At 62.2% G+C, this 24,240-nt stretch carries 15 protein-coding genes; 12 read left to right on the top strand and 3 right to left on the bottom strand.

Features of this window, described 5'->3' with window-relative positions; genetic code table 11:
• Positions 1-18 precede the first annotated feature (18 nt).
• The gene (locus tag ACVW17_RS32955) at positions 19-804 is read left to right on the top strand and encodes a methyltransferase domain-containing protein (RefSeq protein ID WP_456755756.1); all 786 of its coding nucleotides are present in this window, start codon (positions 19-21) and stop codon (positions 802-804) included.
• Here the strand turns inward: ACVW17_RS32955 and ACVW17_RS32950 are convergent.
• The 3 genes from ACVW17_RS32950 to ACVW17_RS32940 all read right to left on the bottom strand — a co-directional run bounded on the left by ACVW17_RS32950 (position 712) and on the right by ACVW17_RS32940 (position 4,128).
• Positions 712-1,428, bottom strand: a complete 717-nt coding sequence (locus ACVW17_RS32950; protein WP_456755755.1) for a class I SAM-dependent methyltransferase — start codon at positions 1,426-1,428, stop codon at positions 712-714. The genes ACVW17_RS32955 and ACVW17_RS32950 overlap by 93 nt on opposite strands.
• Positions 1,429-1,436: 8 nt before the next feature.
• The gene (locus ACVW17_RS32945) at positions 1,437-2,747 is read right to left on the bottom strand and encodes a nucleotide sugar dehydrogenase (RefSeq protein ID WP_456755754.1); all 1,311 of its coding nucleotides are present in this window, start codon (positions 2,745-2,747) and stop codon (positions 1,437-1,439) included.
• 73 nt (positions 2,748-2,820) lie between these two features.
• A complete protein-coding gene (locus ACVW17_RS32940) occupies positions 2,821-4,128 on the bottom strand; it encodes a glycosyltransferase family 4 protein (RefSeq protein WP_456798324.1) in 1,308 nt (435 codons plus the stop codon).
• A gap of 117 nt (positions 4,129-4,245) precedes the next feature.
• On the opposite strand from ACVW17_RS32940, the gene ACVW17_RS32935 reads away from it, so the two are divergent.
• The 11 genes from ACVW17_RS32935 to ACVW17_RS32885 all read left to right on the top strand — a co-directional run bounded on the left by ACVW17_RS32935 (position 4,246) and on the right by ACVW17_RS32885 (position 24,228).
• The gene (locus ACVW17_RS32935; RefSeq protein WP_456755752.1) at positions 4,246-5,484 is read left to right on the top strand and encodes a glycosyl hydrolase; all 1,239 of its coding nucleotides are present in this window, start codon (positions 4,246-4,248) and stop codon (positions 5,482-5,484) included.
• 109 nt (positions 5,485-5,593) lie between these two features.
• Positions 5,594-7,780, top strand: coding sequence for a bi-domain-containing oxidoreductase (locus ACVW17_RS32930; protein ID WP_456755751.1), 2,187 nt, complete (start codon positions 5,594-5,596; stop codon positions 7,778-7,780).
• On the top strand, positions 7,777-9,783 hold the full coding sequence (locus ACVW17_RS32925) for an alginate lyase family protein (RefSeq protein WP_456755750.1): 2,007 nt from the start codon (positions 7,777-7,779) through the stop codon (positions 9,781-9,783). The genes ACVW17_RS32930 and ACVW17_RS32925 overlap by 4 nt, the downstream gene beginning before the upstream one ends.
• The gene (locus ACVW17_RS32920) at positions 9,780-10,991 is read left to right on the top strand and encodes a glycosyltransferase (protein WP_456755749.1); all 1,212 of its coding nucleotides are present in this window, start codon (positions 9,780-9,782) and stop codon (positions 10,989-10,991) included. Before ACVW17_RS32925 ends, ACVW17_RS32920 begins: the two co-directional genes overlap by 4 nt.
• Positions 10,992-11,594: 603 nt before the next feature.
• Entirely contained in the window at positions 11,595-12,866 is a 1,272-nt protein-coding gene (locus ACVW17_RS32915) for a calcium-binding protein (RefSeq protein ID WP_456755748.1), read from the top strand.
• 483 nt (positions 12,867-13,349) lie between these two features.
• On the top strand, positions 13,350-13,964 hold the full coding sequence (locus ACVW17_RS32910) for a class I SAM-dependent methyltransferase (RefSeq protein WP_456756582.1): 615 nt from the start codon (positions 13,350-13,352) through the stop codon (positions 13,962-13,964).
• 195 nt (positions 13,965-14,159) lie between these two features.
• Complete coding sequence (locus ACVW17_RS32905; protein WP_456755747.1) at positions 14,160-16,394, top strand: peptidase domain-containing ABC transporter; 2,235 nt, start codon at positions 14,160-14,162, stop codon at positions 16,392-16,394.
• Positions 16,384-17,730 (top strand): HlyD family type I secretion periplasmic adaptor subunit, encoded by a 1,347-nt coding sequence (locus tag ACVW17_RS32900; protein ID WP_456755746.1) that lies wholly within the window; start codon positions 16,384-16,386, stop codon positions 17,728-17,730. Before ACVW17_RS32905 ends, ACVW17_RS32900 begins: the two co-directional genes overlap by 11 nt.
• Positions 17,731-17,732: 2 nt before the next feature.
• Complete coding sequence (locus ACVW17_RS32895) at positions 17,733-19,787, top strand: SEL1-like repeat protein (protein ID WP_456755745.1); 2,055 nt, start codon at positions 17,733-17,735, stop codon at positions 19,785-19,787.
• Positions 19,788-19,898: 111 nt separating this feature from the next.
• Positions 19,899-23,429 (top strand): rhamnan synthesis F family protein, encoded by a 3,531-nt coding sequence (locus tag ACVW17_RS32890; RefSeq protein ID WP_456755744.1) that lies wholly within the window; start codon positions 19,899-19,901, stop codon positions 23,427-23,429.
• A gap of 37 nt (positions 23,430-23,466) precedes the next feature.
• Positions 23,467-24,228 carry a class I SAM-dependent methyltransferase gene (locus ACVW17_RS32885; RefSeq protein WP_456755743.1) on the top strand — a complete coding sequence of 254 codons (762 nt, stop codon included), beginning with the start codon at positions 23,467-23,469 and terminating at the stop codon, positions 24,226-24,228.
• Positions 24,229-24,240 lie beyond the last annotated feature (12 nt).

Raw genomic sequence — 24,240 nt, 5'->3', positions numbered from 1 at the left:
GAAAGCAGGAGGCTGATCGTGCTGGGCGTCATTCAGGCCCGATTTTCCAGTGCGGCACGCCAGCGGCGCGGCGAGTTCCTCGTCCGCACCGTGAACCTGCCGCTCGATGCGAAGATCCTCGATCTCGGCGGCGGCACCGGCCGGCACATCCGCGCGATCCTGCCGCGCCATAGCGACATCACGGTTTGCGACATCGCGGCTGACGATCTGAAAGCTGCGCGCGAGCGCTTCGGCTTCAAGACTGTGCTGCTGCAGGAGACCGAGCGCCTGCCGTTCGATGATCAGGCGTTCGACTTCTGCTTCTGCTCGTCGGTGATCGAGCACGTCACCGGGCCGAAGCAGGACGTGGTGAGGATCGCAAGCGACGCAGATTTCCTGCATGTCGCGCGCGAGCACCAGAACCGCTTTGCCGGCGAGATCTCGCGGATCGCAAAATCGTTCTACGTGCAGACGCCGTACCGGTACTTTCCGATCGAGAGCCATACCTGGCTGCCCGGGATCATCGTGCTGCTGCCGCGGCGGCTGCAAATCACGCTGATCGACACCTTCAACCGCTTCTGGTTCAAGCGGACCGCGCCCGACTGGCACCTGTTCGATTGGCGCGAGATGACGGAAACCTTTCCGGACGCGAAAATCTATCGCGAACGCTATCTCGGCATGACCAAGTCGCTGATGGCGATCAAGATTTGCGACGGGCGTCCGCCTGCCGCGTCAATTATCGCGGCGGGCCAGGATGTTGATCAGCGTGCCGACCGCCGGCCGGCGATCGAGTGCCGGCGGCAGCGGGGATCCGGCAAAGCTTGAGTCGAGCATCGTGAGGCCATGCTGTCGCAGCAGGCCCTGCATTGTGGCCGGCGATGTGTCGAATTTGGAGAAGGCAAGGTAGCGGAACAACGGCCGCGCCGTCACGCGTGACGATGCCGCGTGCGCGAGCTTGTAGCCCCGGCGCAGCAGCGATCCGCGGTTCGGGATCGAGACCAGCAGCACGCCGCCGGGCCTGAGCACGCGATGGATCTGGCGGAGGCACTGCGCCACGTCCGGGACATATTCCAGCACGCTCGCGCACAGCACGCCATCGAACGATCGATCGGCGAAGGGCAGGTTTGCGATGGTCGGGATCTGCCGGAAGGTCAGCCGTTCGGCCGGTAGGTCGGCGAGGCGGCGGCGCGCCGCCGCGATCATCTCGGGCGAGGCGTCGACGCCGGTGACGTCGCAGCCGCGCGCGGCGAGCAGGCGCGACAGCGTTCCGGTGCCGCAACCCGCATCCAGCCAGCGCTGGCCGTTGAGCTCCGCATTCCCGAGCAGGCCAAACATCGCGGTAGTGCGCGCCCTGAAGGTGCGGCTCTGATGCAGTGCCTCCCATCCCGACGAGATCTCGTCGTGGAAGCGGATTTCGGGTCGGTCGCGGGTCTCGGCCATGGTCGCCATGGTCATCCCTACCAATGGAAGCCACTCACTCTGGCGCTGACTTCGTCGGGCAGTCCGATATCAGCCAGTTCGAGCACGGTCTGGTCGGGACGGCTTGCCGTCAGTGCCGCGACGAAGCGCGGATCGGCCGTCGTCAGCACGATGATATCGGCCCATTCGATCGTCGCCTCCACGTCGTCATGCAGCAGGCCGACCAGGTCCGGGTTGCGCATCAGGAAGTCCCGGTTGGCGCCGATCAGCTGCGACAGCTGCACATTGGGGTCATAGATCCGGATTTCCCGCCGTTCGCCGCGCAGACTCTTGACCAGTTCGACGAACGGGCTGTCGCGCACGTCGTCGGTACCGGCCTTGAAGCTGATGCCGAGGAAGGCGATGCGGCGCCCCTCGTGCGACAGGATCCAGTCGGCTCCGCGCGACATGATCATGTCGTTGCTCGGCAGAATGCTTTCGAGCACCGGCGTCGACAGCCCGCGGCTGTGCGCCAGATGCTTCAGCGCCTTGACGTCCTTGGGCAGGCACGAGCCGCCGAACGCAAAACCCGGCCGCAAGTATGCCGGCGAGATGTTGAGCCGCGTGTCCTGCATGAAGATGTTCATGACGTCGCGGCCGTCGATGCCGAATGTCTTCGCGATGGTGCCGATCTCGTTGGCGAAGCTGACCTTCAGCGCATGCCAGCTGTTGTCGACATATTTGGCAAGTTCCGCGGTCTCGACCGGCGGCGTGATCTTGGCGCCGGGCAGGTCCTTGTAAAGCGCCATGACGCGATCGGCGGTTTCCTGGTTGAAGGCGCCGACCACGGTCTTCGACGGCGCGTTGAAATCCGCGATCGCTGAGCCTTCGCGCAGGAACTCGGGATTGAAGGCGAGGTCGAAATCGCGGCCGATCCTGTTGCCGGAGGCTTCCTCGATCAGCGGCCCGACGGTGCCGCGGGTGGTGCCGGGCAGCACGGTGGAGCGGATCGTCACGGTATGCGGCGCGTTCTTCGCACGCAACCCGCGGCCGATCTCGATTGCGACCTGCCGGATCGCGGTGAGGTCGAGATTGCCGTTGCCGGAGGAGGGCGTGCCGACGCAGACCATCGAGATGTCGCTGTTGACGATCGCCTCGGTGGCGTTTGTGGTCGCGGTCAACTGGCCGGCTGAGACCGCGCGCGCCACCTTGTCGGATATGCCCGGCTCGATGACAGGCGATCGGCCGTCGCGGATCAGGTCGACCTTCGCCACGCTCTTGTCGACGCCGATGATCTGGTGGCCGAGCTCCGTGAAACAGGCGGCACACACCGTTCCGACATAACCCAGGCCGAATATGCTGACATTCATGCTTCGACCTTCAACAGCTTGGAAACGCGCGCGTGGCCGCGGCGCGCTTGGCGTGAGTGAGGCGACAGCGCGTTCAACGCGAGGCCCGCCCGGCGGCCGCATTGGCGTTGACGCCGGAGGCTTGTGAGGTCGGCCGTTCCGCGGTTGCGCTCGCGCGTGGCGCACGGCTCTCCGAGGCCTTCTCGGCGAACAGCGCCTCATAGGCCGCGAGCAGCTTCGGCTCCTCATGGCTCCAGGACAGTGCGCGCTCGACGCGGCTGCGGCCGAACGCGCCCATCGTCTGACGCCGCGACGGATCGTCGATCAACGTCATGATCTTGCTGGCGAAATCCTGCGGGTCGTTCTTCGCTGCATAGAGCGAGGCATCGAGCGCCGAGCGGCGGCCCTCGCGGACGTCGAACTGCACGATCGGCCGTCCCAGCGCCATGTACTCCATGATCTTGTTCATGGTGGAGATGTCGTTCATCGGCGTCACGCGGTCCGGATTGACGCAGACATCGGCGGTCGAGAGCATCGTGAACAGCGCATCGTCGGCGATCGCGCCGGTGAAGTTCACATAGTCGGAGAGCTGCATCTCCTCGCAGAGCCTGACCACCGCGTTCCATTCCGGCCCGGTGCCGGCGATGTTGAATTGGATGTCGGTGCGTCCGAGATCGTGCACGATATGGCCGATCGACTGCAGCAGCAAATCGATGCCTTCCGACTGGCCGATCACGCCGACATAGCCGACGCTGTAGCGCCGGCCACGGCGCCACGCCGGATCGTCTGGGCGCAAGCGCACCCGCTCGAGGTTGGGGCCGGAGCGCACCACGAAAACCCGGTTGGCCGGCATGCCGCCGCGCGTGACCGCGATCTCGCGATAGGATTCGTTGGTCGCGATCGAGATGCTCGCCGTCTTGAAGGTGAGATATTCGACCAGCCGCAACAGATGCCAGAAAAAGTCCCGTCGGCCGAATTTCGCCTCATAGAGCTCGGGATTGACGTCGTGATGATCGAACACGAAGCGCTTGCCGCCGAGCTTGAACAACAGGCCGATCAGGAAGATCAGGTCGGGCGGATTGCAGCCCTGGATCACGTCGAAGCCGTGCTTCCACGCCACCTTGATCGCAAGCCAGGTTTCCCAGAACAGTGCGACCGGATACTCGATGAGATAGGCGGCGATGCCGCGTGCTTCCACCGGCATCGGATGGCGGTAGATGTGAATGCCCTCGAGACATTCGTAGGCTTCGTCGTGACCGCGGCCCATCGGGCAGATCACCGAAACCTGATAGCCCGCCTTCCGCAGCGACGTTGCCTCGCACCACACCCTGCGATCGAAAGGAACCGGAAGGTTCTCGACGACGATCAGGATCCGCCGCGGTGATGGTTCAGCTCTCGACATCTGCGATGATCTATACCATTGACCTAACAACATCACAATCCGACTAACATCGGCATTAACATGCGCGACTTGCACTTAGCAATCCCGGCGCGGATGTGACGGCGACGAGACGAGGACATGGCAGGCAAAGTGAGGGAATGGGGTCAAAGGGCGTTGATTGCCCTGGTTTTGAGCGCGCTCGCGCCGCTGGCCTACAAATGGCCGTTGCTGTGGGCCGGCTCGACCTCAAACGATGCGCTCGTTGCGAGCCGTCTGAACGCGGTGGTCCCGCCGACGCTGTTCGGCATGACGGTCAACGCGATCGGGCAATCGCAACCCTGGCCTGAACTGAAATTCGAGGGCGTTCGGCTGTGGGGCGCGATCTACTGGGCGCAGATCAATCCGGCGCCCGGGATCTATAACTGGGCGCGCTTCGACGCCATCCTTGCGGCGGCGGAGCGCGAGCACGTCGATATCGTGCTCAATCTCGCCTTCACGCCGCGCTGGGCCGCGTCGGTGAAGGATGCGCCGCCGGCGTTCACACCCGGCGCAAGCTCGCCACCTGCCGATCTGGCGTCATGGGATCAATGGGTGCGCGCCGCCGTCACACGCGCCGCCGGACGCATCAAATACTGGGAAATCTGGAACGAGCCGGAAGATCCCAAATATTACTCGGGCGATATCGCCACCATGGTCCAGATGCAGAAGCGGGCCTACGAGATCATCAAGGGCGCCGATCCCGATCTGATCGTGCTGACGCCGCCGTCCAACGGCACACCCGACGGATATCGCTGGCAAAAGGGCTTCATGGCGCAAGGCGGCGGCCAATATGCCGATGTGTTCGCCTTCCACGGCTATAGCAGCGAACCCGAAGCGGTGATTGGCATCATTGCGCGCTTCAAGCAGATCCTCGCCGCGCACGATCTCCCGGCACGGCCGATCTGGGACACCGAGGCGGGCTGGTCGTCCTATGAGGACAATCCGGACGGGTGCCTGGCGCGGGCCTACATCCTGAAATGGATCAGCGGCGTCGACCGGTTCTATTGGTACGAGTTTGCCGGCGGCGGCAGCGACTTTGGAAAATTATGGGATCCGGCACGCGGGCTGCTTCCGAGCGGAATTGCCTACCGCACGGTCCAGTCGTGGTTGGTCGGCGCCAGCGTCGTGGCCGCAGGCAGGACGTCGCCGTCGACGTGGCGGGTCGAGCTTCGCATGCCGGATGGCCGCAACGGCCTGATCCTCTGGAGCACCAAGGGCCGGTCGCTCACCCGGGTCGATCCGCATTTCAGCCGTTACCAGGGTCTCGACGGCGGCGAAGGAGCTGTCGCCAATGGCGAGGTCGAGATCTCGCCGAAACCGGTGCTGTTGCTGGAATGATAACGATGTTAAACCCCGGCCGCGGGATAACTATATCGATGTTCTTGGCTTCATTGCAGGCGGCGGGCGCGATACAAGGGCGCTGTTAACGTGAGGCGATTGACCGACTGTGAAGCAGATCGCGCAGAACTATAAGAGCGGCGAGCTCAAGCTGATCGATGTGCCGGCGCCGCGCTGCCGCCCCGGCGGGGTTTTGGTGCGCACGGCATTCTCGGCGGTGTCGACCGGCACCGAGATGATGAAGTTCACCGAAGGCCGCCTGTCGCTGCTCGGCAAGGCGCGCGCGCGGCCCGATCAGGTCGCCAAGGTGGCGCGCTCGGTCCGCCAGCAGGGATTGCTTGCGACCTACCAGAAGGTGATGAACCGGCTCGATTCCTACACGCCGCTCGGCTACTCGCTGTCGGGCACCGTCGTCGAAGTGGGCGAGGGCGTCGGCGGCTTCTCGGTCGGACAGCGGGTCTGCTGCGGCGGCAATCAATATGCGACCCACGCCGAATACAATTGGGTGCCGGTCAACCTCTGCGTGCCGCTGCCGGACAGCGCCGCGCTCGACCAGGCCGCCTTCACCACCATCGCGTCGATCGCGCTGCAGGCGATGCGCCAGTCGGAGATCCGTTTCGGCGAGACCGCCTGCGTGATCGGCCTTGGCCTGATCGGGCAGATCATGGTGCGCCTGCTGCGCGGCGCCGGAGTCGTGGTCACGGGGCTCGACAGGCTGGAGGCGCGCTGTCGGCAGGCCGAGTCTGCGGGGGCTGCGGCCTGCGCCGTCGCAGCCGACGATGGCGCGGCGTCCTTTCGCGCCCGGATCGATCAGCTGACCGCAGGCAACGGCGTCGATTGCGTGTTCATCACCGCAGGCAGCGACGATCCCGAGCTGGCATCGCGTTCGGCGGCGTTGCTGCGCGACCGCGGCCGCATCGTCGATATCGGCAAATGCACGCTGAACCTGCCGTGGAACGAATTCTACGACAAGGAGCTCGACGTTCGCTTTTCGCGCTCCTACGGCCCCGGCCGCTACGATCCGCTCTACGAGGAGGGCGGCATCGATTATCCGATCGGTCATGTGCGCTGGACCGAGAAGCGCAACATGGAGGCGATCGTAGCCCTGCTCGCCGACGGACGGCTCGATTTTTCCTCGCTGATTTCCGAAACAGTGCCGCTGGAGCAGGCAACATCGGCATTTGAGCGCATGAGCCGGGGCGAAGTCGGCCTCGGCATGGTGTTCGCCTATCCGGACGCCGCTCCCCGCACGATGCAGATGACCTATCGTCCGGCGCTTGCCCTGCGCAGCGGCCGGGTGCGGCTCGGCGTCATTGGCGCGGGCAATTATGCCTCCAGCATGCTGCTGCCGCAGCTCGCGAACAACGCACGCGTCGATCTGGTCGAGGTCGCCACCAATACCGGCTTGAGCGGCGCGACCGCGGTGCGCAAGTTCGGCTTCGCGCGCGCCTCGACCGATGCCGCCTCCGTGCTCGGCGCCGACGACATCGACGCGGTGCTGATCGCGACGCGCCACGCCTCCCATGCCGGCCTTGCGGTGCAAGCGTTGCGTGCCGGCAAGGCGGTGTTCGTCGAAAAGCCGCTGGCGATCGATGCCGGTTCGCTCGGCCAATTGGAGCAGGTGATCCGCGAGACCGGCAACAACAGGCTGATGGTCGGCTTCAACCGCCGCTTCTCGCCGCTGCTGCAAGCGATGCGCGCGGCATTCGCTCCGGCAGGTCCGCAGACCCTGCAGTATCGGGTCATCGCCGGCCCGTTGGAGAAATCATCCTGGTATTTGCAGGCCGAGAGCGAGGGCAGCCGCTTTGTCGGCGAAGGCGGCCATTTCATCGACGTGTTGTCGTGGTGGCTCGGCACTGAGCCGGTGCGCGTCTCCGCGCGCGCCGCGGGCAGGGATGTCGACAATCTCGTCGCCACCTTCGACTTTGCCGACGGCTCGGTTGCGAGCCTCAGCTATCTCACCGGCGGCGATCCACGGGTGCCGAAGGAGGCGCTCGAAATATCGGCAAGCACCGGCTTTGCCGCCTTCGATAATTTCGCAGGCTTCGAGGTCTGGCACGCCGGACAGCGGACGACGAAAAAAGCGCGGCTGGACAAGGGCCAGCGGCCGATGCTGGATGCCTTCATCGCGGCTGTCGCAGCGGGGAGCGCGATGCCGATCGGGCTGGATTCCCTGCTTGCGACCACCCGCGCAACGCTTGCGGTGCAGGAGAGCGCGGCCGCCGGCATGCCGGTCGATCTGACGCGTGACGTCGCAGAGCAGGGCGCCGCGCGCGCCGCGACCGGCGCGAGATGAATCCGGCCTGGTATCTGCGCAGGCTGCGGCGCATGGAGCCGTCCGAGCTTGCGGGACGGGTGAACGACCAAATGCTGCGCCAGCTTTGGCGGATCGCTCCGCCCGATCTCGCGCGGCGCACCGGCATCAGGCTCGCGCCGGGCACGCGGCAGCCGCGGCTGAAGCCGCTGCCTTCGCCGGACCGCGCGCCGCAGCCAGCCGCCGAGCGGCTGATCGCGTCCGCCAACCGGGTTCTCACCGGACACTGGCGGATCTTTGCCAGGGATCATGATGCCCTCGGCGAACGGCCCGACTGGTTCGTCGATGTCCGCAGCGGCAAGCGGGCGCCCGCTGGTGCGTACGCGTTTGCGGTTCCGTATCGCGACGAAGCCGCGATCGGAAACATCAAATACATCTGGGAGCCGTCGCGTCACCACCATCTCACGGTGCTCGCGTCCGCATACTACCTGACCTCGGATCAACGCTACGCCAGCCGCGTGGCCGAGCACCTGTCGAGCTGGTGGCGCGAGAATCCATTTCCCTGCGGTCCGCACTGGATCAGCGGCATCGAGCTCGGCGTGCGGCTGATCTCCTGGGCCTGGGTGCGCCAGCTGTTGCAGGGCTGGCCCGGTGCGCCTGCGCTATTCGAGGACAACGATCAGTTCCTGACGCAGCTTTATGCCCATCAATACTGGCTGTCGCAGTTTCCAAGCCGGGGCTCGTCCGCCAACAACCACATCATCGCGGAGGCTGCCGGACAGTTCGTGGCGGCCTGTGTGTTTCCCTGTTTCCGCGACAGTGCGCGCTGGCGTGCGCAATCCTCAGCGACGCTGGCGCATGAGGCGGTTGCGCAAACCCTTGGCTGCGGCAGCAACGCCGAGCTCGCCACCGATTATCACGGCTTTGTCCTCGAACTTTTGCTCGCCGCGGCGGTGCAGGGCGAAGCGTCGGGACATCCGCTTGACGACGCGGTCTGGGCCAATATGTGCCGGATGAGCGACGTCATTGCCGCGATGCTGGACGATCGCGCGCATCCGCCGCGTCAGGGCGATGGCGACGACGGCATTGGCCTGCTGCTCGACGATCACGCCGGCAATCGCTGGCTCGGCTTGCTCGCCACCGGCGCGCGCCTGTTCGGCGATCTGCCGTGGTGGCCGCCATTGCCGGAGTCCGATTTGCGCAGCTTTGTGCTGACCGACGGCATCGCGGGGCGCGCGATCGCGGGACGGCCGCAGCGCCGTCCGCATCTGCTGGCTGAGGCAGGACAAGCCTTTCTCGTCGATGCCGAGCGCGCGGTCTGGTGCCGCTGCGACCACGGTCCGCACGGCTTCGGCCGGATCGCCGCGCATGCCCATGCCGATGCGCTGTCGCTTGAATGCAGGATCGCCGGCGTCGATGTCCTCGCCGACCCCGGCACCTATTGCTATCACGGCGATCCGCGCTGGCGCGCCTATTTCCGCTCCACGCTGGGCCACAACACGCTCTGCCTGTTGGCGCGCGACCAATCGGTGTCGGGCGGGCCGTTCCTCTGGACCCGGCATGCGCAGAGCCGGCTGATCGCGACCAGTGGCCTGGATAATCGTGATGCAGACGCGAGCTGGGTCGCGGAGCACACGGGATATCGCGACGAAGCGGGTCTCGTGCATCGCCGCTCGGTGCATCTGCAGCGTCAGGCGGCGCGGCTCGTCGTCACCGATATTGTGCTTGGGGATGAAGGATTTGGCGACGAAAGACGTGCGGTGCCGGCGAGCCTCAGTTGGCATCTCGGTCCCGAGGTTGAATGCAGGCTCGAGGGGCGCACGGCGCAGCTCGCATGGCCGGGCGGACGCGGCGAGCTCGATCTGCCCGCCGGGCTCAGCTGGACGTCATATCGTGGTGACGAGGCCGTGCCCGCCGGCTGGTACTCGCCGTCGTTCGATCTGAAAGTGCCGGCGACCACGCTGATCGGCTCCGGTGCGCTTGCCGCCGGCCAAAGCCTGGTGACGGAGCTGCGCTGGTCGCGAGACTTGGCGCCCCGATCATGAAGATCCTGGTCGCTCACAACAGATTTCAGGGGCGCGGCGGCGAGGACGTTGTGTTCGAGGCCGAAGTCGGCCTGCTGCGCGGCGCGGGACACAGTGTGGAAACCCTCACGGTCAGCAACGAGACGATCAATTCGCTTGCGGCGCGGATCGCGACCACGCTGTCGATCGCCGACAATGCGGACGGCAGCAGGGTCATGGCGGATGCGATCGACCGCTTCCGCCCCGAAGTCGTGCACGTCCACAATTTCTTTCCGCTGCTGTCGCCCGCGGTGTTCGATCTCTGCCGGCAAAGGGGCGTGCCCGCGGTGGTGACGCTGCACAATTATCGCACCATCTGCACCGGCGGCATGTTGCTGCGGGATGGCCGCATCTGCCACAAATGCCTGGACCGCGGCCATCTCTGGGGCGTTGCGCATCGCTGCTACCGCGGATCGCTCGCCGGCTCGATGGCCTCGGCCTACATGATCGCGCAGCACCAGCGCCGCGGCACCTGGACGCGTCCCGGGCTGCGCCTGATCGCGCTAACGCAATTTGCCAAGACCCTGTTCGCGCAGGCCGGCTTCGACGCGGACCGGATCGACGTGAAGCCGAATTTCATGGCTGATCCCGGCGCGCCCGATCCGGCCGCGCCGCGTGCCGGATTGCTCTATGTCGGACGGCTGAGCCGCGAGAAGGGCGTCGGGGTGCTGCTCGATGCCGTTGCCGGGACCGACGTGCGGCTGCGGATCGTGGGCGAGGGCCCGGAGCGCGCCGCGCTCGCGGCGCGGGCGTCCGGCGATGTGACGTTCCTTGGTGCGCTTTCGCGCGCGGAGGTGCTGCGGGAAATGGCGAAAGCGCAGGCCTTGGTCGTGCCGTCGCTCTGGTACGAGGGCTTTCCGATGGTCGTGGTCGAGGCGTTTGCGCGCGGCACGCCGGTGATTGCCTCCGAGATCGGCGGACTTGCCGAGGTGGTGAGTGCCGGCAGGACCGGCGCGCTGGTGCCGCCGGGCGATGCGGCTGCGCTCCGACGCGCGATCGCCGACACCCTCGGCGCCGCGGACCTTGCTGCGGACTGGGGGCGGGCCGCACGGGCCGCCTACCTCGAACTCTACGCGCCGGCTGAGAACCTTCGACAGCTTGAGGCGGTCTACGCGCGCGCGACCGGAGGACGATCGCGGCCGGTGGCCGTCTTGCCCGATCGGAGGCCATCGGCCGGGCCGCGCTGCTAACAACTCGCGGCAAATCTGTGTTAATTTGTTATGTGCGGCATCCGACATGGCTCCGCACCGACCCTGGTCGGTGAGGGAATCGCCTCGAATCTGCGGCCGATTACGCGATTTCCGCCCGACCCGGAGCGGCAATCCGCAACCAGGAAGCGCAATAATGCCGGTCAGTTTGCTGGCCGGTTGTGAAGTTTGACGCTTTTTTGGAAAAGCTCTCACGCGGCGCAGAAATATTTTTTCAGATCAAAAAATCGCGTCGAAAGCAGCGCAACGACTGCAAAATTCCGCGCTCCGATGCGGTCGGCGGACCCGATGAAACCCCGTATAATCACTACCCTTTTTTGCGTCGCGGCTAACATTTCTGAGTTGTGTGCATTGAATGTTATTTCGTATTCGAAATCGCGCTAAGTCTCACATAAGTCTCAGGGAACCAGACGTTAATAGCACATTGCTGATTGACACTGCGTAATTGCGGACTTAACAATGGACTTAACAAGTTCGTAACGTGTGTCCACTTTTGGGTTGCGTCGCAACAAACCGGTTGTGAATCAACGGCTTAAGTGCGGGCGAGCGGCTTGAATCCTCGTATCCCAAGCAGGGGCTACCTCGATGGCGACTTACAATCTAGACCAAACGGACCTCAAAGCAGCGATCCACGGCACAATCGATCATGCAACCCAGCAACAGATTCTTGACTATCTGATCAATGCTGGGATCGGGTACACCAGCCCGGACAATGGCGCGACGATTCCGGTGCAGGAAGGGGCCGGCATCAGCAACCCGGATCCGAACGCCAACGTTCTCATCGAAACCAACGCAAATAACACTGTTAACACCGACGCCAACCTGAAGGCGATCATCGAGGCGACCAACCAGGACGTCACGCTGACAGTGAACGGCAGCACCCCGGTGCTGGTCGCGACCGGTAACGGCAACGATCAGATCTACATCAACAACACCGGTGACACGACGGTTCTTGCCGGCAACGGCAACGACACGATCTTCGGCGGTTCGGGTCACGACTCGCTCGTCGGCGGCCGCGGCAACGACGTGATTGTCGACAACCTCTCCGGTCACAGCACGCTGGACGGCGGCTCGGGCAACGATCTGCTGGTCGGCACCGGCGCCGACACCCTGATCGGTGGCTCCGGCAACGATACGCTTTACGGCGGCACCTCGTCGACCCTCGAGGGCGGCAAGGGCAATGACGTCCTGGTCGGCGGTTCGGGCAACAATCAGCTCATCGGTGGCGCCGGCAACGACGCGCTCTACTCGAACTCGGATGCGTCGCACGGCTCGACCCTCGAGGGCGGTGCAGGCAACGATTCGCTGTATGGCGGTGCGGGTGCCGATACGCTGTATGGCGGCGCCGGCAACGACCTGCTGGTTGGCGGCACCGGCACCGTTGCGGAATACGGTGGTGCCGGCAACGACATCATCTACTCGGGCAGCGACGCCTCGCACGCGACCTCGCTCTACGGCGGCGGCGGCAACGACTCGCTGTACGGCGGTGCCGGCAACGACACCCTGTACGGCGGCGCCGGCAACGACACGCTCGTCGCCGGGTCGGGTACCCAGACGCTCATTGGTGGCGCCGGCAACGACTCGTTCGTCGGCTCCGCGACCGGTACGGCGTCGATGGTCGGCGGCGCTGGTCAGGACTACTTCTACCTGTCCAACCTCCACAGCAGCGACACCATCGACGGTGGCGCAGGCAGCAAGGACTCCCTGACCTTCCTCGATCATTCCTCGACCGACGTGACCGGTATCACTGCCGGCAAGGATGGTTCTCTGGACGTCAACTTCAGCAATGGCCAGGTGACCCAGATCAGCAACATCGAATACCTGATCTTCAACGATGGTCACTCGACCAAGCTGTAATATCCCAAGTCTGAACCAAGCGAACCTGAACTAAGCAAAGGCGCCGTCTCAACTCTGGTTGAGGCGGCGCTTTTGCGATTGGCAGGAGCTATATCGACGGTGACGCAGAGCCTGAACCAGACGCAGCTCCAGGCCGCGATCAGCTCCACGATCGATCAAGCGCCCCAGGTCAGCAACGTTGAATACCTGATCTTCAACGACGGTCACCAGGCTGTGAGGATCGATCCCGGATTTGCATCAGGCGAAGCGCCGTCTCGACACCAGTTGAGGCGGCGATTTCCTGCATACGAATGTTAAGATCGGAACTTTGTCGACCGATCCGCGTCGAATCTGCTCCCCTCCATCACAAGTTCCCCGCCTGGCATCTCCGCCAGCGGATGTTAGAAGTTAGTTCGTCACATTCGGACCACGTAGCTTTTGTAAAGGCGTGCTCGATTGACGTCACGCGAACCCCGCGGAGCTCTCGAATTGGCCAAGAAGAAAATGCTGAATGCCGGCGCTGGATCGACGGTCAACAAGCGGATCCAGCCGCTCCTGACATCGCATGAGTGGGAGGAGATTCGATTGGACATCGACGGCGAGGTGAGCCCGGATGTCGTCGGGTCGATCACCGACCTCTCCCTCTTGTTCCCGCTGGCCTCGTTCGATGCGATCTGGTGCTCGCATGTCATGGAGCATCTCTATGCCCATGAGGTTCACCCGACATTTGTCCAGTTTCGTGAAGTCCTCAAACCGGACGGCTTCGCGCTGATCATGTCGCCCGACCTGGAGGCGGTGGCTCAGCACATGCTGACCCGGGGCCTCGGCGCGATCGCCTATGTCTCGCCGGCCGGTCCGATCCGGCCGCTGGATATGATCTACGGACACTCCGGCGCCATCGAGCAGGGGCGCCACCACATGGCGCACAAAACCGGCTTTTCGTGCGACCGGATGGGAAACCTGCTGCTCAGCGCCGGCTTTCCGACCGTTTCCGTCCGCAGCGGGAATTTCGAGATTTGCGCGCTGGCGCTGATGCCGCAGGCCCGGGAGGAGCGGATCCGGCCGCAGCTCGAGGCCTGCGGTTTCGACTTCCGGGAGACGGTGACCGCCGTCCCGTAATCGCAGATGTTGCTAAATGTTATAAAGTTCCGCGATTAACCTTCCACGGCAATGTTCGAAACCGGCTTTCGGGCCTGCCGCTCAAATATCTTTTTTGACCGGTGCGCTGAAAATGCTGCGTTAGCGAACTAACAATGATAAGTTATAACTCGCCCGATCCCCGTGATCATGCGCAGTCGAAACTCCGAGGCCTCCATGACCAAACACCTCTCGCTCGTCGGCGCACCTTCGGTGGAGGCGCTGCCACCCTCGGGTCTCGCCTGCCTCGTCATCGTGGCACGGCAGCACGGTTTGCACCTGACGCCGACCCAGCTGATCCACGACAATCTGCTGGGCGACCAGGAAGTCACGCTGCCCGAGCTTCTGAAGTGTGCGAATTCCTCGGGCATGACGGCCAAGGCCGTCACGCTGGATTGGCAGGGGCTGAGCCACCTCAAGCGGGCGCTGCCGGCGATTGTTCGGCTGCGCGACGGCAGCCACATGGTATTGCTGCGCCTCGAGGGCGATGAAAACAGCTCCCGGGTGGTCTTGCAGGATCCGAACGCGAGTGAGGACGCGCTGCTGATCATCGATCAACCGCGCTTTGAGGACATCTGGTCGGGCGACGTCGTCATGGCCAAGCGCGACTACGAAATTTCGGACGAGACCCAGCCGTTCAGCTTCGGCTTTGTCACCGCGTTGCTGTTCCGGGAACGGCGCATCCTGCGCGACGTATCGATCGCTGCGCTGATCCTTGGTTTCATGGGCCTGGCGCCGATCACGTTCTGGCGACTGCTCTCGGACAAGGTGATCTTCTACAAGGCCTACAACACGTTCTACGTGCTGTGCATCGGGATGCTGGTGATCATCCTGTTCGAGGCGGCATTCTCGTTCCTGCGCCAGTATCTGGTTCAGCGCCTGACGGCACGGCTTGACGTCAAACTGTCGACCTACGTGTTCGAAAAGGTGCTCAACCTTCCGATCGACTATTTCGAACAGAACCCTGTCGGCCTGATTTCGCGGGATATCCGCGAGGTGTTCCGGATTCGCGGCTTTCTGACCGGGCAGTTGTTCGGAACCATTCTCGATTCGACGACGCTGTTTTTCTTTCTGCCCGTCATGTTCTTCTTCAGCCCGATCATGACGCTGATGGTTCTCGCCTTTGTCGGCCTGATCGTCGCCTGGCTTATCCTGATGCTGCCGACCTATCGGAAGAAGTCCGCGGCAACTATAGCGGCTGAAGGCGCCCAGGGCGCATTTCTGATCCAGAGCCTGAACGGCATGCGGACGATCAAGTCGCTGGCGCTCGATACGCGACAGCGTCACATGTGGGATGTGCTTGTGGCGCGCGTCGCCAAGGCGCGTCTTGCGGAAGGCATGACCGGAACCGCCATCCAGACGCTGGTGCGTCCGTTGGAACGGTTGGCGGTGAGCGGTACCTATGCGTTCGGCGTCTACCTTGCCCTGAGCAGCGGCGACCCGGTCTACGTCGGGGCGTTGTTTGCCTTTCTGATGCTGTCGCAGCGGGTCGCCGGCCCGCTGATGCAGATGGCCCAGCTCATCAACCAGTATGACGAGGCACGCTCGGCGGTCACGATCGTCGGCAGGCTGGTCAATCAGCCGCCCGAGGAGGGACGTTCCGGACATGGCGTGAGGGTTCCGCTGAAGGGCCTGGTCGAATTCTCCGGCGTCACCTTCCAGTACAAGGGGGCGGTGTCGCCGGCGCTGAACAACGTCTCCTTCGAGATTCCGCGCGGTACGACGCTCGGCGTGATGGGCAAGAGTGGCTCGGGGAAGACCACGATCACGCGGTTGTTGCAGCGCTTGCACTCGGACTACGGCGGGTTGATCAAGGTCGACGGTGTCGATGTTCGCGAATACGATGTCGACCATCTCCGGCGCAATATCGGCGTCGTGTTGCAGGAGAACTTCCTGTTCAGCGGCACGATCCGCGAGAATATCGCGGCGGCAAAGCCCGATGCGACCTTCGACGACGTTGTCAGGGCGGCGCGCCTTGCCGGCGCCGAGGAATTCATCGACAAGCTGCCGCGCGGCTATGAGACCTATATCTACGAGGGATCCACCAATCTCTCCGGCGGCCAGCGTCAGCGCCTTGCGATCGCAAGAGCACTGATCGTCAATCCGCCGATCCTGATCCTGGACGAAGCGACCAGCGCGCTCGATGCCGAGAGCGAGACGATTGTGAACGCGAACATTTCGCGGATTGCACAAGGGCGCACGTTGATCATCATCTCGCACCGCCTGTCGTCGCTGACCAAGGCCGATGCGATCCTCGTGCTCAATCGCGGCGTAGTTAACGATATCGGCCGCCACGACGAGCTTCTGGAACGAAACGACATCTATAGCTCGCTCTGGTACCAGCAGAATACGCACCTGGTTCCGGCGGGCCGCAACGAAAAGAACTTCAGGAGCCCGACCCTTGTCTCGTAATCAAGCGTCGCTCGCGACCGTTCGCCAGTTCCAGTCCGAAACCGACGCCATCCGCGAAGCCGCCGAGCCGTTGCTGGCGCGCGCGACGCTGTTCCTCCTGGCGGGGCTCCTGCTATCCGTTGTGGCGATCATGTGCTTCACGCGCGTCGATCGGGTGATCTCGAGCTCGAGCGGCAGGATCGTTCCCGTCGATCAGATCAACGTGCTGCAGGCCCTGGACGCGTCGATCATCAAGACGATCGATGTCCGGGACGGTCAGCAGGTTGAGACGGGACAATTGCTCGCGACCTTGGACTCGACCTTCACCGCCGCCGATGTGGCGCAGTACAAGTCGCAGATTGCGAGCCTGGACGCACAGGTCGCCCGTGACGAGGCTGAATTGTCCGGCAAGCCGTTGTCCTTCGCCCAGTCCACGGATCCGGAAGTTACGAGGTATAACGCCTTGCAAAAGGCGCTCTACGATCAGCGTGTTGCCCAGTACAACGCGCAGGTGACCAGCTACGATTCCAAGATCAGTCAGACCGAAGCGACGATCCAGAAGGCGAAGAAGGACGACGAGCGATATGCTCAGCGTGCCGAGATCGCCGGCAAGATCGAGGACATGCGCTCGACGCTTGCCGAAAGCGGCAGCGGGTCCAAGCTGAACCTGTATCTGTCGCAGGACACGCGCCTGGAGTTGCTGCGCCAGATCGACAACACGCACAACAGCCTGCTGGAGGCGCAACACCAGCTGGATTCGCTGAAAGCGGATCGCAGAGCCTTCATCGAGCAATGGAACGCGCAGCTGAGCCAGGATCTGGTCACGACGCGCAACAGCCTGGATACCGCCCGCGCATCCTATGACAAGGCCATCAAGCATCAGGACCTGGTGCGCTGGACCGCTGCCGAGCCGTCGGTCGTTCTGACCCTCGGCAAGCTCTCGGTCGGATCGGTGCTGAAGCCGGGCGATCCCTTCATTACGCTGATGCCGCTCAAGACGCGGCTCGAGGCCGAGATTCAGATCCTGTCGCGCGATGTCGGCTTCGTGCGGCCGAACGACCCCTGCACCATGAAGATCGATGCCTTTAACGCGGCGGAGCACGGCACGGCGGAAGGCAAGGTTCGCTGGATCAGCGAAGGCGCCTTCACGACCGATGATGACGGCAAGCCCGTCGACGCCTACTACAAGGCGCGGTGCTCGGTCGACGCGACCAACTTCAAGGACGTTCCGGCGAACTTCCGCCTTATCCCCGGCATGACGCTGCAGGGCGATGTCAATGTCGGCACCCGCTCGGTGGCGATGTATCTGCTCGGCGGCATGCTGCGCAGTGCAAAGGAGGCAATGCGCGAGCCATGACGGTGTCGGCGCGATCCCTGCTCGACTTGCTCCGGCCCGGTTCGTCCCGTTCAGACTCAAAGCAGTTTGAACGGGGGCTGGCGGCGTATGAGGCCCGGCAATATCTCGAGGCGCTGCGCCTTTGGCGGCTCGCGTCGCGAGCCGGCAATCCGGAAGCGGATTACCGGATCGGGCTGCTCTACGCGAGGAATGAGGGTGTTATCGGCAATCTTCCGGACGCCGTCGCGTGGTATGAACGCGCCGCGCTGAACGGACATACCGAAGCGCAATTTCAGCTTGGCCTGATCTACCTCAATGGGGTCAAGGCCACGGTCGGGCCGAACAGGCCCGAGATGTGGCGGCAGTCCACTGCGGCGCGTTTGGGTGACAAGGCGACCAACCTGCACGATCTGGTCTTCCCGAACGGAATCGGCGTGCCCAAGGATATCGATGCCGCTTTCCTCTGGATGTCGGTGGCGGCGGAAGCCGGCAAGGCGGAGGCCCAGGCGATCCTCGGCGACATGTACGCCAACGGATGGGGCTGCACGAAGGATCACGCAACCGCGTTGCGCTGGTACGAGGCCGCGGCCGAGCAGAAGGCGGCGTCCGGCGAATTCGCGCTCGGCGATGTGTACTATCAGGGCCGCGGCGTTCCCGTTGATTTCGCGCAGGCGGCGATCTGGTATCACAAGGCCGCGGAGCAGGGACATGTCCGCGCGCAGGTTGCGCTCGCGTTCATGTGCCTCAAGGGCACCGGGCTTCCGGAGAATGCCGACGAAGCTGCACGACTGTTCCAGAGCGCTGCTGCCCATGACGATACGATCGCGCTCTACAACATCGCGCTGTTGCGGCTCGCCGGCAAAGGCGTTGCCAAGGATATCGACAAGGCCGAGACCGCGTTGCGCAAGGCGGCGCGGAAAGACTATCTGCCGGCGATCCAGGCATTGGCCGAGTTCTACGCGCTTGGCACCTCAGCCGAACCGGATCTGCGCGAGGCGGCGTATTGGTACGAGAAGGCGGCCGACCGCGGCGACGCGCAGGCGCAATTCTTGACCGGGCGCTTCTATGCCACCGGCACCGGCGTCCCGCCCAGCATCCGCCAGGCGGCGAAATGGTTCGAACGCGCGGCCGAGAGCGGCCACGCCACGGCGGCCCACAACATTGCGGTGTTCTATCTCAACGGCAACGGCGTGACGCGCGATGTCGCGACCGCGATCAAGTGGTTCGAGCGTGCGTCCGAAGGCGGCATCAGCGCCGCGGGTGTGCAACTCGGCCGGCTCTACGCGGCGGGCAACGGCGTGCCGCGCGACCAGGTGCGCGCAGCGGAATGGCTGAGCAAGGCCGCCAATGCCGGTGATGCCGATGCCAAGACGGCCTATGCCGTGTTTCTGATCCAGCAAGAGCCATCCGAAGCGCGTCTTGCGCAAGCACGCACGCTCTTGACCGACGCTGCCGAAGTCGGTCATCCCGCGGCGGCATTCCAACTCGGCGGGCTGCATATGGGAAGGTCCGGCGGCGCCGTCGATCTTGCGGCCGCGGCGCAATGGTTCAAGCGTGCGGCAAGCGCCGGCCATGTCGAGGCCCAGCACACGCTGGCGCTGCTGTATTCCGATCCCAAGAGCGACCTCAAGGATCCGCAGGCTGCGGCGAACTGGATCGTCAAGGCCGCCGAGGGCGGCAACGCCGCGGCGCAGTTCAAGCTTGCCGTTATGTATTGCACCGGGCAGGGCGTCGAGCAGGACCTTGCCCGGGGCGTGACGTGGTACGAGGCCGCAGCGCGCCAGGGCCACGCGACGGCGCAATACAACCTAGCCGTGATGCTGGGGAAAGGGCAGGGCTGCAAGCAGGATCAGCGGAAGGCATTCGAATGGTTCGAGCAGGCCGCCGAACAGGGAATGACGGCGGCACAGGTTGCGGTTGGGGACACACTCCATTCCGGAAACGGCGTGACGCAGAACGTCGAGGCAGCGATGGTTTGGTACGAGAAGGCCGCGGCGCGAGGCGATGAGGTGGCGCGGCAGAGACTGACTGCGATCGGCCACCGATCGCAGCGCGACGGAGGCTCAGATCCTTCATGAAGTCGTTCGGCATTCGCAGGGAATTTCTGCACGGCTTGTGAGGTTCGATTCTTGCATCGCATTTGTCATGCGAAGCAATCTTCGAGTTAGTCAGTAATCGGAATGATCAGAATGTCTAAATACACCTCGTTTGCAGAGATCGAAAACCTGTTCGAAGCGACGCCGTATTTCGATCCAGCGTGGTACGTTAGGTTCAATTCTATCACCTTGGCTCCAGATCAAACTCCGCAGCAGCATTTTCGGGATGTCGGCTGGGCTGCCCATCTTCAGCCAAGCTTCTATTTCTCTCCCAAATGGTACCTGTCAAAATACCCCGATATCAAAAAAGCCGGGATGAACCCCTTTTCTCACTTCTTGCTGAGGGGCATCAACGAGAACAGAGAAACCGCAGAATTCGTGAAGAGCGGCAAGCTGAACTTTCCGCCGGCGAAGTTGGCGTCGTTCGTAAGGGAGTCAGGCCTTTTCTCGCCTGAATGGTATGTTTCGAAAAATATGGACGTTGCGAGTGCAGGAATCGACCCTCTCGCTCACTTCAACGGCAAGGGGTATCGAGAGAATCGAACTCCAAATCCGATTTTCGATTTGAAATTTTACAAGCTGGCCAACTCCGACCTGGAGGCCTTCGGCTGGAACCCTCTCTTGCACTACGTGTTTGTGGGTTCGCTGAAGGACCAGTCTCCCAACCCCTTGTTCTCCCATGCTTGGTATTCAAGCAAGTATGGTCCGTTCAAGGAAGGCCAAACGCCTCTGGCTGACTTTCTCTTGCACCTGCACGATCGGGATCCCAATCCATTCCTGCATTCGGACTGGTACTTAAAAACGTACGCAGATGCGGCGGGCTATCCAGGCGGGCCGCTCAAGCATTACTTCGACATAGGGTATCTCGAAGGTCGCGATCCCTCGCCCGACTTCGATACCAAGGGCTACATTGATGCAAATATGGACGTAAAGGCTTCCAAAGCGAATCCTCTAGTCCATTTCGCTCTATTCGGACAAAAGGAGGGACGGGCTCCGAAACCGGAGCTGCGTGGCCGGCAAACCAAGCTGTTTCGGGTTGGCGTGCCTGAGTACGGTCCAATCGAGCAGGTGTTCTCGCACGATGCAAAAGTTGTCGGATCTCCCAAGATCGCAGTCCACCTGCACTTGTTCTATCCCGAACTATCCGAAGAATTAGCCGGCTATCTCGCCAACATTCCGATCGATTTCGATCTCTACATATCTACCCCCAAATCGGTGAGCGATCTGCTCGAGATTGAAGCGCGCTTCCGAAGGCGGCTGCCGAATGTCGACCTGATCGACGTTTGGAATTGCGAAAATCGCGGCCGGGATATGGCGCCGCTGTTCGTGGACATAGTCGATGAGATAGCCAAGTACGACCTGTTTTGCCATCTGCACTCAAAACGCTCGACGCACAATTTCGCGCATAGCGACTGGCGGCGCTTTCTTTGTCACCACATCCTGGGGTCGGAAGAAACCGTTCGGTCGATCCTGAATCAGTTCGAGACCCGGCCGGGTCTAGGGTTACTGCAGCCGCCATACCACGGAGCGCTCCGCAGCCAGCCAAACTGGGGTAAAAACCGCGGCGTCGTCGACGAAGCGCTCGAGCGTATCGGGGTAGAGTACGAAGGAGATGTGTGCCCGGACTATCCAGCCGGCTCATTTTTCTGGGCGCGGCCGGCTGCGATTGCGCCGATCCTAAACGCAAAGCTCACGCTCGATGAGTTTGCTCCTGAGGAGGGACAGGTAGACGGAACATTCGCTCATGCACTTGAAAGGCTTCTGGGTATCGTTCCGTTGACTCTCGGCTATCAGGTGAGCTGCTTCTCGATCGACGTCGCTCACAATCTCACGAGCTACTATCATCCCAAGAGGCTCTACAAGCCTCTCGAGCGAGATCGGACCGACGATATTCTCAGATACCGGGCCAGCCGGAAAAATAGAGGGCTCGCGCGGACCGCCGTTTGCACGGCTGTTTTCGGAGATTTCGACACTTTGCTTCTTCCCGAGGTTCTGGAGGAAGATTGTGACTACTACTGCTTCAGCGACCGACAAATAGACGGGTACGGTGTATTTGACATTGTACAGGCGGACTATCGCGACCCTGATCCGCGGCGGAGCGCGCGTTATGTCAAGACTCATTTGATTAATTATGTCGGCGAGTACGAGAACGTCATTTGGCTCGACGCAAATGTTCTTATTCGGAAATCTGTCCAACCCTATTTGAAGATGCTGGGAGGCGACATTTCGTTAGCGGCAATCGCTCATCCGTTCCGGGAAACCTGCTTTGAGGAAGCTTCGGTATGCAAAGAGATGAAGCTGGACGAAGCCGAACTGATAAACGAGCAGATCCGACGGTATGTCACCATTCCCGAATTGGCTTCGAGCCAGCTGATCGAAACGAATTTCTTTTGTTTCCTCGCGCAGCGAAAAGAAGTCCGGGAGATGTTCAGGGTTTGGTGGAACGAATTGAACCGCTACAGCCGCCGAGATCAGATCAGCATCAATTATGCGATCTATAAGAGCGGGGTTCGCTGGAAGCCCGTATTCGCCGATCGCATTTCGCTGAGGGATGCTCCCGATTTCTGCCTGTTCGAACACGGCATGAACAAGTGGCCCGGTCGTCCTCTGTCGGATCAGCCGTGGTATCGGCCAGCAAGCGTATCGTTCGCAGAAGGGACGGCATCGGATCGGAGGGGCGCAAAGCGAAAGAAATCCGCAAAGCGCCCGAGCGCCAGTTCGCGTGAGCCTACGGTGGACGTTGTCGTGTGCGTCCACAACGCGTTAGATGACGTCTTGCAGTGCCTCCGGTCGCTAGTTGACCAGGAGGATCGGAACTTCAGGTTGATCTTGGTCGACGACGTATCCGACAAGCCCACCAAATCCGCCATCGAACGCTTTGAGTACTCCTGGCTGGAGCATCAGATCGTGCCGCTCACCGTGCGTGGGGGTTACACTAAGGCGGTCAATGCAGGGCTCCGCCAGTCGAAGGCGGATGCGGTCTTTCTACTTAACAGCGACACGATTGTGCCACCTGCGGGCATTAAGAAACTGCGAGCCGCTCTCTTCAGCTCCGATGCGCGCGGAATAGTGGGTCCTCTCTCGAATGCTGCAAGCTTTCAGTCGGTTCCCAGCACCAAGGGAACAGTCGGGCAAACGGCCATCAATCCTTTACCCGTAGACATGACTGTGGAAGATTTGGATCAATATCTAGAAGCCAACTGGAATGGAATATATCCGCTGACGCCTTTGGTTCACGGGTTCTGTCTGTGTGTTCGGCGAACCGTGCTGGATGCGATCGGCGAATTCGATGAGAGTGCGTTTCCGTTCGGATATGGCGAGGAGAATGACTTTTGTTTTCGCGCCGCCGACGCCGGCTTCGAACTGGCCGTGGCCACGAATACCTACGTATTTCATGCAAAGTCCAAGAGTTACTCGGATGCGGAACGAACCAAGTATATGGAGGCGGGCGCCGAGGCGCTCTTTAAGAAGCATTCGAGAGGGCGCGTGAAATCTGCCGTGAAATTTATGGAGGACAATCAGGTTTTGAACGAGGTCCGTCTTCTGGCTGCCAAGCTGTTCGACAGCAGGGGCCGGCAGATTATTCAGTCTAGAGACAGTCGAACTAAGGGTACCGTGGCTTGACGCCGGGATGTCGTCTAATTGCAGTGGAGCTGAGCGTATGAATAACCCCGTGACGGAACTGGACGGCAAGGAACTTCCTCTTCCACCGAAGGACTTGCTGTTTATGAATGAAACTTGGGAGAGCTTTCCCAAGAATGGGGCGGGTCTGCTTGCCTTGGGCAATCGAGTTTTGCAGCTTCGTGGCCGGCCGATTGTCGATATCGGGTGCGGCTTCGGCCGGATAGCTTACGCATTGGCGGCAAAAGGATATCGCGGCAACTACTGCGGCGTAGACGTGTTGTCGCCTCAGATTAGCTGGTTGCAATCCAATTTCTCTCCGGTTCTGCCGAGCTACCAATTTCATCACTTTGATGTGCTGAACGATCGCTACAATGCGTCGGGAAAGCTGAGGACAGAAGACTTCAGAATAGATAGGCGATACGCGTCGCCCGACGCGATCTTTGTCCTCAGTGTCTTCACTCATATGTATGAGGCGGACATTATTGCTTATCTCAAGGAAATCGTAGCGATCATGGACGAGAAGAGCGTGATATACGCGACGTTCTTCCTTTCGAACGGCGAAAGTCGACACCTGGAATCGATCGATAAGTCGTCGTATCCAATGAAGCACGTGCTGAACGATCACTGTTCATATTTCAACACTGAGGATCCATTGCACGCTATTTCATTCGACGAAGTCTGGTTGAAAGCGACGCTGGCCGAATTGGGTCTCTACACCGCGGCCGTGTTTTACGGCACGTGGGCAGGGAGAAAGGGCGCGTTGAGCTTTCAAGACTCGATCTTCCTCATGAAGGCGTAAAGGCCCGGACGA

Source organism: Bradyrhizobium sp. USDA 4473, from assembly GCF_054063335.1.
This window is presented reverse-complemented; position numbering and strand designations above follow the sequence as displayed.